The 13,752-nt window shown below is 56.6% G+C and carries 11 protein-coding genes; 7 read left to right on the top strand and 4 right to left on the bottom strand.

The annotated features are described in order from the left end of the window. The first annotated feature begins 553 nt into the window (after nucleotides 1–553). From C8J47_RS19010 to C8J47_RS18115, 3 genes are read left to right on the top strand one after another with little or no spacing between them, the layout of a single operon-like run. Nucleotides 554–1,645 carry a hypothetical protein gene (locus C8J47_RS19010; protein ID WP_147454367.1) on the top strand — a complete coding sequence of 364 codons (1,092 nt, stop codon included), beginning with the start codon at nucleotides 554–556 and terminating at the stop codon, nucleotides 1,643–1,645. After that, on the top strand, nucleotides 1,642–3,495 hold the full coding sequence (locus tag C8J47_RS18110) for a rhamnan synthesis F family protein (RefSeq protein ID WP_121886866.1): 1,854 nt from the start codon (nucleotides 1,642–1,644) through the stop codon (nucleotides 3,493–3,495). The genes C8J47_RS19010 and C8J47_RS18110 overlap by 4 nt, the downstream gene beginning before the upstream one ends. Next, complete coding sequence (locus C8J47_RS18115) at nucleotides 3,410–4,249, top strand: class I SAM-dependent methyltransferase (RefSeq protein WP_121886867.1); 840 nt, start codon at nucleotides 3,410–3,412, stop codon at nucleotides 4,247–4,249. The genes C8J47_RS18110 and C8J47_RS18115 overlap by 86 nt, the downstream gene beginning before the upstream one ends. 75 nt (nucleotides 4,250–4,324) lie before the next feature. On the opposite strand, the gene C8J47_RS19015 is transcribed toward C8J47_RS18115, so the two are convergent. Then, nucleotides 4,325–5,248: a hypothetical protein gene (locus C8J47_RS19015; RefSeq protein ID WP_147454368.1), complete on the bottom strand. Its 924-nt coding sequence runs from the start codon at nucleotides 5,246–5,248 to the stop codon at nucleotides 4,325–4,327. A gap of 625 nt (nucleotides 5,249–5,873) precedes the next feature. Here C8J47_RS19015 and C8J47_RS19675 point away from each other — a divergent pair. The 4 genes from C8J47_RS19675 (at nucleotide 5,874) to rfbD (ending at nucleotide 8,439) form a co-directional block, all read left to right on the top strand. Then, the gene (locus C8J47_RS19675) at nucleotides 5,874–6,008 is read left to right on the top strand and encodes a hypothetical protein (protein ID WP_259467640.1); all 135 of its coding nucleotides are present in this window, start codon (nucleotides 5,874–5,876) and stop codon (nucleotides 6,006–6,008) included. A 153-nt stretch (nucleotides 6,009–6,161) separates the two neighbouring features. Continuing rightward, nucleotides 6,162–7,043: a glucose-1-phosphate thymidylyltransferase RfbA gene (gene rfbA / locus C8J47_RS18125; RefSeq protein WP_121886869.1), complete on the top strand. Its 882-nt coding sequence runs from the start codon at nucleotides 6,162–6,164 to the stop codon at nucleotides 7,041–7,043. Next, the gene (gene rfbC, locus C8J47_RS18130) at nucleotides 7,040–7,585 is read left to right on the top strand and encodes a dTDP-4-dehydrorhamnose 3,5-epimerase (protein WP_121886870.1); all 546 of its coding nucleotides are present in this window, start codon (nucleotides 7,040–7,042) and stop codon (nucleotides 7,583–7,585) included. The genes rfbA and rfbC overlap by 4 nt, the downstream gene beginning before the upstream one ends. Continuing rightward, nucleotides 7,582–8,439 (top strand): dTDP-4-dehydrorhamnose reductase, encoded by an 858-nt coding sequence (gene rfbD, locus C8J47_RS18135; RefSeq protein WP_121886871.1) that lies wholly within the window; start codon nucleotides 7,582–7,584, stop codon nucleotides 8,437–8,439. The genes rfbC and rfbD overlap by 4 nt, the downstream gene beginning before the upstream one ends. Nucleotides 8,440–8,543: 104 nt before the next feature. Here the strand turns inward: rfbD and rfbB are convergent, their stop codons facing one another. The 3 genes from rfbB to C8J47_RS18150 form a co-directional block, all read right to left on the bottom strand. Further along, nucleotides 8,544–9,587, bottom strand: coding sequence for a dTDP-glucose 4,6-dehydratase (gene rfbB / locus C8J47_RS18140; RefSeq protein ID WP_121886872.1), 1,044 nt, complete (start codon nucleotides 9,585–9,587; stop codon nucleotides 8,544–8,546). 185 nt (nucleotides 9,588–9,772) lie between these two features. Next, nucleotides 9,773–10,963 carry a DUF563 domain-containing protein gene (locus tag C8J47_RS18145; RefSeq protein WP_121886873.1) on the bottom strand — a complete coding sequence of 397 codons (1,191 nt, stop codon included), beginning with the start codon at nucleotides 10,961–10,963 and terminating at the stop codon, nucleotides 9,773–9,775. Nucleotides 10,964–10,967: 4 nt separating this feature from the next. Continuing rightward, complete coding sequence (locus C8J47_RS18150; protein ID WP_121886874.1) at nucleotides 10,968–13,697, bottom strand: glycosyltransferase; 2,730 nt, start codon at nucleotides 13,695–13,697, stop codon at nucleotides 10,968–10,970. Nucleotides 13,698–13,752 lie beyond the last annotated feature (55 nt).

Here is a 13,752-nt window from a genome sequence, read left to right on the forward strand (position 1 = left end):
GGGAGTCGGCCGACCGGCTCCCGAACATGTCGCGCAGCATCCGGCTGTGACGTCTGCAGTAGCTAGGATCACCGTCCGGCGTCCAATACGCTGCGGCCAGGGCAAGCGTCGCCCGTACACCGCGCTTGGGAGGTAGCGACAGAAATATGACCGAGGTCGGTTATCGCTTTGCGTGTGACAACGGGCCGACAATCGCTTGCGCGATGAGTGCCTCAACGGACATCTGTTCCTATTATCGGCTGCGGCGAGACGTATCATCGAAGCATGGCCGACGGACACCGTGCGTCCGCATGGTCGCTATGGCGAAACGGCTGCTGACGAGTTTAGACGGGAAGTGGCCACCGGTCCTGTTCGTGATCATCATGGCCGCGCTCGGATCGATAATCCACTTATCCCCGCTGTGGAGCTTCTCCGAACCAACTCAAGCATAGCCTCGGCAGCGGGTCGACAAACACACGCGGCACTCAGTTGACCGTGCTCTCCCAGGTGTTTAGCGACTCCGTCTTGCGGCCATCGAATCAGGGGCGCGCGACGGTCAAATTAGTGGTCGAGCGTGAAAAAATTCGATGATACCGATATGACGGAATGGAGTTTCTATTTGTATAGCGCCGCCATAAATAGTCGCATGCTAAGGTTTGGTTATCAATTTTTAGGCCCTTTCCTGCTTGACTGGTATAATCGCCTTGCCTGTGCAACCCGGGGTTTGCCGACAGATACAATATATATGTTTGGTCGCGAGGGATGGAACCTCGTGCCTTTATTCAATTCTATCGAAGCCATGCGTGGCGGAGATCGTCGCCGTTACCTCTACCTCAACACATCGCGAGCCCTGCTGACCCATATTAGTCTTAGCAATCCGCAATGTGCAGATTTCGGGTTTGAGGTTAATTTCGAGGGGACTGTCCGGCAGTTTTTTGAATCAAGGCTCGGTCTTCCGTTCGAGCTATTGGAAGCTCCAGACATAGGCGATCAGTTTGTAAAGCTGCCGCGTGATGGCGAGTACCTGAAACAGATCTTCAATCGTCGGCGCGTCGTCGTCGAAGGATTTTCCGCAAAATCGCGTGATCTATATGAGCGGTATCTTGTCCGTAGCGGGTTCGACCTGAGCAAGCAGCATATCATATCTGATGTCGGCTTCCGTGGTACGACGCAGGCGCTCCTTTCTGCGATCTACGGATTCAACATACGCGGTTTTTATGCGTTGCTGGATCCGATAGCAGTACCGGCAGCACCCCCGCTTGCACTTGGCGCAGTCGCAGGTCTTTTTTCAGATACCCGTAGTTTTGGCGAAGGATACGCTCCGCTAGATCGCAGTCTTCTGCTGGAAGCTTTGCTGACGGCGCCATTCGGACAGATTATCGGTATCCAGGATGTTGAGCACGGCGATCCGTTTCTGTATCGCGCGGGCAGCGATGCTCAGCGCAATTTTTCGATTATCGGGGAATGCTTTCAGGGCGCGCACAAATTTGCAATCGACAACATCGATTTGCTCGGTTCACCCGAACCCCTCATTGAAGATTTTGTCCAGTTTTTCGAAAGTTATCACGCAGCCATCGTGAGCGATGCCGATGCTTTCAAGCCTATCTTTGCCCTTGATGACAGTTTCTTCGGAACTGACATCAACAATGCAGGACTGAAATTGTGAGCGATCCCATCGATTATGCTTTCTGCCGAAAGCAACACGGTTTCCAAACCGACGAGCAGGTCCGCGATTGGTTTTCGCAGGCGACCCCACTGGACTACCGAACGTTTTCACCCAACTTCTCTCCAATCGACTATCTTGTCGAGAATGAAGACTTGGTAAAGGCCGGAGCCCATCCGGTTACACATTATCTTTCCAGCGGCCGTGCCGAAAGACGGCCGATCAAGCCGGCAACCGAGTTGCGTGGCTACGACGCTGAAAATGCGGCGACGCGTGATATGGCCCCGGCCGACGCGCGTGTCGTGATCGTCCTGCACATCTATTATCCGACTTTTGTCCCCTACTTCATATCCCGATTGCTAGCGCTTGGCGGCCTTATGTGGGATGTCATGATCTCTGCTTCGGCGGACGTCATTCGCGAGCATGAGGAAACGCTGCGTGTCGCTTTTGGCGATCGCTTGCGCATCCTGATGGAGGTCCCCAATCGCGGACGAAACTTTGCGCCGCTGTTGGTCGATTTTGCAGCTGAGTTGAGCGCTTACGACGCAATCTGTCACTGTCATTCGAAGGAATCGCTTCATTCCGGCCGGCGTCAGACGGCATGGGCCGATTATTTGATCGCCAGCCTGATCGGCTCGCAGGACGTCATGCGACGGCATGTAAATCTCATCTTGTCAGGCGCCTGCGACGTCATCAGCCCTGCGCCGTTCATCGGCATGCCGCCTTGGGCGAGCCATAGTTTGTCGAACGATGCGCATTTCACCGAAATGTGTGCCCGGCTGGGTCTGGACGGAACGACGGGGTTCATGGCTTACCCGGTCGGTGGCATGCTTTGGATGTCCAAAACGGTGCATGCCAGCTTGGCATCGATGGCGTTGAAGCATGACGATTTTCCGCCCGAGCCATCACGTCCCGATGGCGAATTGCATCATGCGCTTGAGCGTTTGATCGGGCGTCTGGCTGGGCGGAAGCAGGCGTTTTACGATCAGGTAACTGGCCGATATTGGGCGCCGGATGCGGTCTTGCGAGAGGAAGTCCGGCGCAGCGCTAATGCCGGCGATCTGCCCGAAATCATCAACGGGCACGACATCGTGACCTTCGATTTTTTCGATACATTGTGCACCCGTTCCACCGGAGACGAGGAATGGGCCAAGCGGCGTGTCGAATTCGCGATTGGCCAGAACTATCATATGCGGCGCAATGCGGTAGAAGCGCAGCTCCGCGCTGGCCTCCACCCAGGCGAGGATGTCTCGCTGCCGCTGATCGCACAAGCATTGACGCGTGAAGGCTTTATCGATGCGATCGGCGCGGTTGCGCTGGAGCGCGCGTTCGATCTCGCGACACTCGTCCCGCGACCGCAGATCGTCCACGCTTATGAACATGCCATCGAAAAAGAGAAGATGGTTCTGATCGTTTCCGATAGCTATTATGACCAGGGGTTCATCCGGTCCTTCCTCCTCAAACACGGGATTCCCGAGCCCAAGCAGATTCTTATTTCCGCCGACGTGGGGTTACGTAAGGATCGCGGCGATTTATGGCATCATCTAGGCCGTGTTCGTGGCAACTCGCGGGGCCTGCACGTCGGGGATAATGTGCACAGCGATATCCAGAAAGCTTCAGAACAAGGCTTTTCCGGCTTCTACGTTCAGCACTGGCGGCACGAGTTGCTGCCGTTTTCGGGTTTCAGCAGAAATTTGCTGAAACGTAATCTTACTAATCCTGGCTTTGCCCGCAGCACGGATCGGGCTGCCCCGGAGGTTTTCGACGATGATCTACAAGAGCGATATTTGGACATTGTCCCCAGACGAGGGGTTAAGCGCCGCAACGTATCAAAGAATAGGGTTGCTCGATGAGCGATCGCGCCAGCTGACGCTCGGAATTCTGCCGGTCAAACTGAACGGCTGGTGCGCCGCTTGCGAGGGGGTGCGAGCCATCGACTTCCGCTCCAATCATGCTGTCGTGGACGAAGAGCGCGGGATGATCCACCTCGCCTTTTCCGAAACCGGGGTTTGCACCACCTGTCTAGTGAACTCTCGGCAACGATTTGCAGCAGAGATTCTTCGTACTCGTCCGGCGTCGTCGCGCGTGTACATCACTGAGCACAAGACCGCCCTGCGCATGAGACTTGCGTTGACGATCGCCGATTTGACAAGTTCAGAATATCTCGGGAACTACGAGTCCGGACAGACTGTCGACGGGATTCGGCATGAGGATTTGCAAAACCTCTCCTTCGAGTCGAGCTCGAAGGACGTCATCCTCAGCCTCGATGTACTCGAGCACGTCAATGATCCGCTACAAAGCCTTCGCGAAATCGAGCGCGTGTTAGCCCCTGGTGGCGTCGCGGTCGTGACTTTCCCCTTCTATGCAGATCGAACGACGACCGTACGTCGGTCCGAGATACGCGATGGTCAGATCGTCACGCTGCTGCCGGACGAATTCCACGGCAATCCGCTGGGGGGCGGCAGTCTGGTTTTCTCTGAATTTTCATGGGATTTCTTGCGCACGGTTATTCAAGAGATTCCAGGCAGTCGCTTTGTCCAATATTTTTCAAGCCACGCTCTGCATCTTGGGGGTTGGCGGTTCGCCTTGTTGATCGAAAAACCGTGAGTTGGGGACTGGACTGGCTATTTGAGCCGGTCCAGCTCCCGGGCTACTCCCCGCTCAGCTGGGGGTAATTGATACTCAAAACGCCGCCAGACCCGAACGCTTCCACCTATCGGGCGCGGTACAGACATAAACAAAATCGGCGTCCGCTGTAATCTGTCCCGTCTCGCAGGCTGCGCTTGAGTTCACAGGCGTGCGCGGCTGTATGCGGAGTGAGGCGATCGTAACACTCGACTGACCCGCCGTAAGGATGGCGTCGCCGCGGTTATTCTCGACCACCATCGCACCTCCTCCGAAGGTCAGGCCCATGCTGTCGCCCCCAGTAGCAGCGTCCCGGCCGTAAAGGTTGCCGATGATCTTTCCCGATGCGTCATAGAAGCTGATCGTCTGCCTAGGGGCGAGGGACAGCGCTTCCATCCTTGCATCGGGTCTTGGCGCGAGCGCTGTGCTGGAAAAAACGATGCCTTTTTCGAACTTCGCGCCATTATCGATGATACCGATCGCGGCGCTGGAGTTGGTCGTGCCGGCATAGCCCGCGCCCGCAGCAATCCATATCGCGGGAGTGATCCCGAAACCGCCGATCGCGACCGGCGACATGGCAACAGTGTCACCGAAATTGGCGGTGTTCACTTCGATGCCGTGTGTGGTGCCGGCACCCGCGCGGCGTGTTCCCTCGAAATAACCAGCGTAACTTGTTTGCCGTTGTCCAGCTTCGACATTGTCGTTGTTGGCTATACCGGCATAGGCGATCGACCCCTGACACCCCCCGGTACACGCATTGTCACTGGTTCGTGTTGCAGCAAGCTGGCTGATAAAGCCAGTCGATGATATCGAAACTGATTGTGAAAGTGTTGCGGAATGGGGCCGCATAAGCTCAACCCAATTGGTTGCTAGAGTATTTGAATTTATTTCTCCTACATAGCTACGAATGAGGTGAAGATCAGCAGGAATTTTATTGTTTGGAGATTCTTTCGATGCGGTGGAATTGTTTGAATCGATCATTTGACATCGAGAGTATCTCGATTTTACACATCGTGTATTTTGAATAGTCGCATGTTGCGTTGCATTTGAAGCATGATGCCGTAATGAGGTAGCTTTTGCCGCTGGGGGTTTCGCGGCTTGCAATGCGGAGCCTTGGTCCGTTGAAACAGCGGATGCCACAATCGGCGCGCCGTCCAAGTGCGAATGTGCTGAAGCAAGAGCCAGCACTATCGTTATGAGAGGTTGACTGGTTGCAAACACATCAGGTTCCTTTCTGGCGTGAGCCAGGGGCGTTAATCGTAAAATGATAATCGAAGTCGGAGTGCCCCGCCAGGAAGCGTACGATGCCACTCAATTGCAAGACCGTGCCTGCGAGCGCAACGAAATGACGAAGGTGGCGGACCCTGCTGCTGCTGGATCTGGCGCAGACGCTAATCTAGCTGGGGAAGGCACGCAGCGATCGGCATCTGACTGAGGAGACTGCCACGAACTTACTGACACGATCATGCTGGGAACGGCGCTCTCCTTTTGCATGGCGAGAGCTGGCATCAGGTGATACGGGGCGTCTTATCTGGACGGGTCACTGCAACCCGCTGATGATAGCCAATCCCGATGTGCTGGATGCGTACGCAAGCAGCCCGGCACGATGCGGGTCTATCTGATCACCGAGGCGATGCGCGATGTAGCCGAGTGGGCCGATTGGCTGCGCGGGGATGCCGAACTGCGCGACCTCGACAATCTGGGTTATGGGAGGACTCCTCCGATCCACCGTGATGTGTGAACGAGCACGGCATCAGTCGGCGTTTCGGCTGATCGATATCGTTACACGCCCGCGTCCGCCTCCTCAGGTCTTCCTGACAGCTCGGTGACCACGATAGTGTTGTTTGATCGTCAAGCGCGTACTAAGCCGGATGGACGGTTGAGGGATATAGATTTGCGTAAAGGTATTATTCTGGCGGGCGGATCGGGCACGCGCCTGTATCCCCTGACGAAGGGCGTGTCGAAGCAGTTGATGCCGGTCTATGACAAGCCGATGATCTATTACCCGCTGTCAACGCTGATGACGGCGGGTATCCGTGAGGTGATGATCATCACCACGCCGCATGATCAGGCGGCATTCAAGGCCGTGCTGGGCGACGGTAGCGACCTTGGCATGGTACTCGAATATGCCGTGCAGCCCGAGCCTGCCGGCCTTGCTCAGGCGTACCACATCGGCGCGGATTTCGTAGGGGACAAACCGTCGGCGCTAGTGCTCGGCGACAACATCTTCTACGGTCACGGCTTGCCTGACTTGCTGAACCGCGCCTCCGCTCGAGACGCGGGTGCGACCGTGTTCGGCTATTACGTCAAGGATGCGACCGCTTATGGCGTCGTTTCGTTCGACGCCGACGGCCGCGCCGAGACGATCGAGGAAAAGCCCGCGGTTCCCAAGTCGAACTATGCAGTGACCGGCCTCTATTTCTACGACGGTGATGCGGTTGCGCTGGCACGCGATCTCAAACCTTCCCCGCGCGGGGAACTCGAAATTACCGACCTCAACCGGCTCTATCTCGATGCGGGCAAGCTCTCGGTCGAGATCATGGGGCGCGGCTATGCATGGCTTGATACCGGTACGCACGGCTCTCTGCTCGATGCCGCGCTATACGTGCGCATCACCGAGGAGCGGCAGGGGCTCAAGATCGCCTGTCCCGAGGAGATCGCCTGGCGGGAGGGCTTCATCGACGACGCGCAGCTTGAACGCATCGCGGGGCCCTTACGCAAGAGTGGCTACGGCCAGTATCTGCTCGATCTCCTCGACGGCAGGGTGATCGCATGAAGTTCCTTGAAACCGCCATCCCCGGCCCGATCATCGTCGAGCCTGCCGTGTTTGGCGACGATCGCGGCTTCTTCATGGAAAGCTGGAACGCCACTAAGTTCCGCGACGCCGGGCTCGACCTGGCTTTCGTGCAGGACAATCACAGCCGCTCGTCCAAGGGCGTATTGCGCGGCCTGCACTTCCAGAACCCCAATCCGCAGGGCAAGTTGGTGCGCGTCGCTGCCGGCGCGGTGTGGGACGTGGCGGTCGACGTGCGGCGGTCCTCGCCGTATTTCGGCAAATGGGTCGGCATCGAGCTTTCGGCAGCGAACAAGCGGATGTTCTGGGTGCCGCCAGGCTTTGCGCACGGTTTCCTGACGCTCGAGGACGGTACTGACTTCCTGTACAAATGTACCGAGTTGTACGACCCGGCGAGCGAACATTCGCTGCTGTGGAACGATCCTGCGATCGGCATCGACTGGCCGCTGGACGGCATCGAGCCCAAGCTTTCGGGCAAGGACGTCGCCGGCAAGCCGCTCGCTGAGATCGAGGGCTTCGCATGAAGGCGCTGATCGTCGGCAGCAAGGGCCAACTTGGCCGCGGCCTTGCCATGACTGCGCCCGAGGGTGTCGAGATCGTCGGGCATGACATCGACACGCTCGACATCACCGACGCCACCAGCGTCGATGCGGCGGTCGCAGCGGAAAAGCCGGATCTGATCCTCAACGCTGCCGCTTACACGGCGGTCGACAAGGCCGAAAGCGACGAGGACACGGCCTACGCCGTCAATGCGACTGCGGTGGGCCTGCTCGCCGATGCCGCCAGCACGCACGGCGCGCGGCTGGTGCATGTCTCCACCGATTTCGTGTTCGATGGGCAGACCGGCACACCCTATGCGCCCAGTGCCGCCACCAACCCGCTCGGCGCCTATGGCCGCACCAAGCTCGCGGGTGAGCAACTGGCGGGAGACAGCGCGCTAATCGTACGCACCGCCTGGGTCTACGCACCAACCGGCGGTAATTTCGTGCGCACCATGATTCGATTGATGAACGATCGATCCGAGGTACGCGTCGTTGCCGACCAGATCGGCACGCCGACCTATGCACCCGGCCTTGCCGCTGCCTTGTGGACAATGGCTGATAAGCAGGTCACCGGCATTCACCACTATACTGATGCCGGTGCAGCGAGCTGGTACGATTTTGCCGTCGCGATCCAGGAGGAGGCGCTTGCTGCTGGCCTGCTGTCAAAGCAGGTGCCGGTAATCCCGATCGGCACCAGCGATTTCCCGACGCCGGCTCAGCGGCCAAGCTATTCGGTACTCGACAAGACGTCGACCTTTGTCGCGCTCGGCGGTCCAACGGCACACTGGCGCACCAACCTGCGCACGATGATCGCGGGGATCGTCGTGCACGGCTGATCATGCGGCGTTCTGCCCCGACGACAGGACGATGTCTTGTCCCGTCGTCGGATCGCAGTAGGAGCGGTTCGTAGAGCCGCCCCCCTTTCTCACGTAGTCGGGGTCTAAAGCGTGCCGAGCCGATCGCCCGCATAGCCTTTGCGCAGCGGTGCCCACCAGGCTTCGTTGTCTAGATACCACTGCACCGTTTTGGCGATGCCGGTGTCGAACGATTCCTGCGCACGCCAGCCAATCTCGGTCTCGGTCTTGGTAGCGTCGATCGCATAACGATGATCATGCCCCGGGCGATCGGTCACGAAGTCGATCAGGTCGCGATGCTTGAACGCCTTGGGCGCAAGATCGTCCATCAGATCGCAGATGCGCTCGACCACTTGTAGGTTGGTGCGCTCATTGCGGCCACCAATGTTGTATTTTTCGCCAAACCGGCCCTTTTCCAGCAGCATCACCAGCGCGCGCGCATGGTCTTCGACATAGAGCCAGTCACGAATGTTCGATCCGGTACCATAAACCGGAAGTCGTTTTCCCTCCATGGCGTTGAGGATAACCAACGGGATCAGCTTTTCCGGAAAATGATACGGACCGTAGTTGTTCGAGCAGTTCGAGATGACACACGGCATGCCGTAGGTGCGCACCCAAGCTCGAACCAGATGATCCGATGCCGCCTTGGACGCCGAATAGGGGGACGATGGATCGTACGGCGTTTCCTCGGTGAACAAGCCGTCCGGCCCAAGCGACCCATAGACCTCGTCGGTCGAGATGTGGAGCATGCGCAAGGCATCAGCCCGCTCGGCAGGCAAGCGATCGCGATAGGCACGAACCGCTTCGAGCAACGTCGCGGTGCCCATGATATTGGTTTCCAGGAAGATGCTCGACCCCGTGATCGAACGATCAACATGGCTTTCTGCGGCAAGATGCATGATGGCGTCGGGCTGGTGAGTCTCCAGGATCCGATCCATAGCCTCCCGATCGCGAATGTCGGCCTGCTCAAACGCGTGCAAGCCGGAGGTGCTGATCGGCTCGACCGAGCTCAGACTTGCTGCGTAAGTCAGCGCATCGACATTCACGACGGCGTGGCCGAGATCCCGAACCAGATGGCGGCACACCGCCGAACCGATAAAACCCGCGCCGCCCGTAACCAAAACCCGCATTGTTATAATTCCTAGAAATTAGGCTAATCCGATAACCTTATTGGCTACGACCCGATAATAGGGGGAGGCAGAATTCCGCAAAAGGTTCGTACTGTATGACGGCGGAGTGCCCTGCTGAGCAAGGAATCGCAATCAGGAAACTCAAAGCTGTTTACAAGGCGCTGTACCCGCACAGCAATAGACCGTTAAAGCGTATCAATTACCGAAGATAACAGCGGAAGTGAGACCGTGAAGGCGCTCTCATGCGGAGCAAACTCGGTATCCGTCACATCGCCATACAGCACGCGATAGCGATGGCCGCGAACCGCGGCCAAATCCCAGTAAAATGGCTCGATCCATCCATTGGGCGCAAGATAAAGTATCGACGTCGTCGCTGGACAAAATAGCGTATTCGTCATCGCCGCACCCATCTGACCGATAACGGTGTGAGCGCCGGCGAAAAGCCGTACCTGTTCGATGATCCCCATCGTCTCTGGATCGACTATACGGAAGCCCCGAGCGCGAACCAAATCACGCACGTCTTGTTGATTGACCAGTGTGCGGCTCCGCGAAGAAGCCCGTGACACGAACAAGCGGTCACCACGTCCATCTTGTCGCGGATCAGGCAAGGCCAACTCGACCATTCGGCGCGCCGCATACGCCAGTGCAAGTGGCGATTTCTGTACCGGATGGTCACTTACAGGGGTTGCATAATGTAGTTCGTCAAAATGATACGCGCGGCCGAGTTCAAGCCATTCAATTCTTACGTCGGTTCCCAACATCGCTCGGATCGTGTCGATTCTGACTTGGTCGATCGGAAGATAGAATGCGTGCAACAAGATCCGTACTGGCCGAGAATCGATCGCCTTTAAGTGTAGTGCCGCCTTTAATCGAGGCATGTCGTCGATGAGCCAATGACCATAGTTCGGCGAGCCGACAGATCCTATGTATAGGTTCTGCCAATCGTTGCCGGCAAAACGCTCTTGATCAATTCCGGCGAGATGTTGCGCGTTCGGTATCGTGGCTGCGGCATGGTCGCTTGGGCGGTAAGTCTCATACAACAGCGCCTCGCCATTATTTGACGTGCATTGAATAACGGACTGATACAACGTCGCGTTTTTTATTTTCGCCAGGAGAGATGGTGGGCATCGCTTAGTGGCAATGCTCGCATAAAAATGCCCAAGATGCTCCGTGAATAGGTCTAATGTAACAAATCCATCAGCCGGAAACTGCCATGTATATTGGCAACCGGAAAACAACTCTCCGACAATCTCAACGCCGTAATCCAGAGCTTGACGGCGGGGTGTGAGTACGGGTGGGGGCGTATCACCATATAAACGAAACGGCGCACTACTCACATAATCCGGCATTGTTGAAACTGCGATTTCGTGGGTCATGCCGTTAGTTTTGCCAAGGAAGCGGCGTACGCGGAGGCGTGGCCATCGTGAAATCCGACTGAGCAAGTGTGAGATTGGGCGAGTAATAGGGATCGTCGTCCAATATTGTCGCCCATCGCGTTCGCATCAGGGCCGCTTCAGCTTCAAGGCGCTTTGCACGCGCGCCATTTTCATCGCTTCCACGTGTCTTGCTTTCCTTGTGAATAAGCAAAATCTCGGGGTCGGCAATCACCTTAAAGCCAAGTTCACGAATCTTTAAGCATAGATCTACGTCGTTATATGCAATCTCAAGTTCCGGATCAAACCCGCCAACTTCTAGGAATTCAGTTTTACGTATAAATAGGCAGGCTGCAGTAACAGCCGAAAATTCTTGCAAGAGGCGCGCTTTCGCAAAATAGCCTGGATCTTCACCACCGATTCCATTGTGTGGAGTGCCCGCGACGCGGTGATGACCCATGCCAAGCACAAGTCCAAAATGCTGCAGTGTGCGATCGGGGTATAGCAATCGCGCGCCGACAATGCCGACATCTTTCATAGACAATAATGCACGAACGCGATCAAGCCAGTCACGCGCGAGCACTTCGGTATCGTTATTGATAAACCCTAGTATTTCTCCGCGAGCATATTCAACTGCAAGGTTGTTAATGCGGGAAAAATTAAAAGGCTTGTCGTCTCGTATTATACGTGCCGTGCCGGCGGACTCAAGTTTAGCTAGGTAGTTCAAGGTCGAACGTTCTTCACTGCCATTGTCGATTATTATAATCTCGATATTGATCGGCGAAGTCGCAAGTATGGAGTCAATGCATATTTTAAGTATATCCAGACCGTCACGTGTCGGAATCACGATCGATATCAACGTATTCAAAGATACTGCAGGCACAACGCCGGACAGGCCATCGATAAAGCTAGGAACCGAACGCAAAGGTAAGCCGGTTCGTTCGAAGTGGGCGTTGATCGCGCGTTGGGCAGCGACTGCTGCATAGCTCTTCTGGTCGGGCGAAACCGACGTCGAGCCCGGAATCATCCGCCAGTGGTATAATATATGAGGAATGTGGATAATACGATCATCTGCACTGCTTTCGTAGCACCTCAGGAAAAGGTCATAATCCTGACTCCCCTCGAACCCGATACGAAAGCCGCCGACGGACTCGATCAATGCTCGGCGATACACCCCAAGATGACTGATCATATTGTGACCGTACATCAGGAAACGGTTCCAGCGGCCTTTGAAGTACGGCGCCGAGCGCATCGTCCGCAGATCGACCTTGTCTTCGTCCGAGAAGAGCACGTCAGCATTGGGGTGTTGATTAATGTAGAAGGCGACGACGAATAGCGCATAGTCGGGTATCAAGTCGTCATGGTCGACCAGCACCACAAAATCGCCAGTTGCAAGCGTTAGCGCACTGTTGCTAGCGGCAGATATGTGTCCGTTAGTTGCGCACCGCATTGATTTGACCCGTATGTCACGCGAGGCATAGTCGGCAAGTATCGTTGCGACCTGTGGATCCGATGAATGATCATCGGCGATGCAAATTTCAAAATCGGTATAGGTCTGGGCTAGCAGCGAGTCGAGGCATGCACACAGTAACGCTGCCGGTGTATTGTAGACCGGCAACACGAACGAGAAGCGCGGTCGCCAAGCCATCGTTTCCGTCATGCGCGCGATAGTTACGTAGTCTGTGGCTTGGGGGCGCTCATAGGTCGATATCCAACTCCGATAGTCACTGCCGACGTGAGGATCAGGCGCCATCAGGCTGAGAGTGGCTTCTGCGGCTTCCTCGGCTGTGATTTCGACACGCGCGCAGCGTTGTACGAGTGCTACTAGCCGATCGATATCGAGATCATCCGGGCCGCGCGCCCGCAGCATCTCCTCGGCCTCGGTAAGTGTGATCGGTGCAAAGCCAATCAATGGCAGGCGCATTGCGTTGGGCTTACGGTCGAGGATCCAGCGTACGCCGACTATGTGGCCAGGTCGCGCTACCAGGATGCGGGTTGGCTCGCGTCCAGCGGTATAGACCAAAGCCAGGTTGTCGTCGAAACCCGCGCCATAATCGATCTGCACTTCCCCCCGGGGCCGATAGGCCACGTCGAGCGGCTGGGTGTCTAGCGTCAGAACGCCAAGCTCGAACTCGGGGTCATTGTTATGCTTCAGGTCCAGCAGCATCTGCGCGCTACGCGATATGAGGTCGAGCCGATCCTGACCGGCGAGACGTAAATCGGTAATATCGAGAATTTCAACATTGCTAGTACGAGGTGATAGTGCAGTGATTATCGCCGCACGTTCCGCAGGTGCGGGGCGCTCGGCACCATCTCCGGTATCCTGCAACAGATCGGCCTCGATCAGCGCATGTCGATTGCCGTCGAGCGCAGCACTCCGACGATAGTCGTTCAACGCACCCGGGCGATCACCGAGCAACTTTCGGACATGCCCCATGCTGAGCCATAAATCCGCATCATCAGGAGTTAGCGACAAGCCTTGCCGATAGGCCGCCAGTGCATCTACCAGTCGGCCGGAGTGTTTGAGCGCATGTCCCCACTGCACGACGATCGCAACATCGTCGGGCGATCTTGCGACATGCTGGCCATATTGTTTTGCTGCTTCTGCCCAATCACCGATTGCACGTGCGGCATCGCCCAGTCTGCGTGGTGTTCGTCGATGTCTGCCCAAGCCTATCGTGCGCGCGGCCAACGAAATGAAATACGGCGCTCTCAATCTCAGTCCTACGTCGGTCATTGTCTGGCGGATCGCGCCGTCTCCGGCTACCGCTAGCTGAAACGATCGCAGTCCA

Origin of the sequence: Sphingomonas sp. PP-F2F-G114-C0414 (assembly GCF_003688595.1) — a bacterium.
In the GTDB taxonomy this organism is placed as follows: domain Bacteria; phylum Pseudomonadota; class Alphaproteobacteria; order Sphingomonadales; family Sphingomonadaceae; genus Sphingomonas.

What these genes read in the sequence shown, in the direction of transcription:
- C8J47_RS18115 (WP_121886867.1), top strand. Translation starts at nt 3,410, where the DNA reads ATGATCTACAAGAGCGATATTTGGACATTGTCCCCAGACGAGGGGTTA.
- C8J47_RS19015 (WP_147454368.1), bottom strand. Translation starts at nt 5,248, where the DNA reads ATGATCGATTCAAACAATTCCACCGCATCGAAAGAATCTCCAAACAAT.
- C8J47_RS19675 (WP_259467640.1), top strand. Translation starts at nt 5,874, where the DNA reads ATGCGGGTCTATCTGATCACCGAGGCGATGCGCGATGTAGCCGAGTGG.
- rfbC (WP_121886870.1), top strand. Translation starts at nt 7,040, where the DNA reads ATGAAGTTCCTTGAAACCGCCATCCCCGGCCCGATCATCGTCGAGCCT.
- rfbD (WP_121886871.1), top strand. Translation starts at nt 7,582, where the DNA reads ATGAAGGCGCTGATCGTCGGCAGCAAGGGCCAACTTGGCCGCGGCCTT.
- rfbB (WP_121886872.1), bottom strand. Translation starts at nt 9,587, where the DNA reads ATGCGGGTTTTGGTTACGGGCGGCGCGGGTTTTATCGGTTCGGCGGTG.
- C8J47_RS18145 (WP_121886873.1), bottom strand. Translation starts at nt 10,963, where the DNA reads ATGACCCACGAAATCGCAGTTTCAACAATGCCGGATTATGTGAGTAGT.
- C8J47_RS18150 (WP_121886874.1), bottom strand. Translation starts at nt 13,697, where the DNA reads ATGACCGACGTAGGACTGAGATTGAGAGCGCCGTATTTCATTTCGTTG.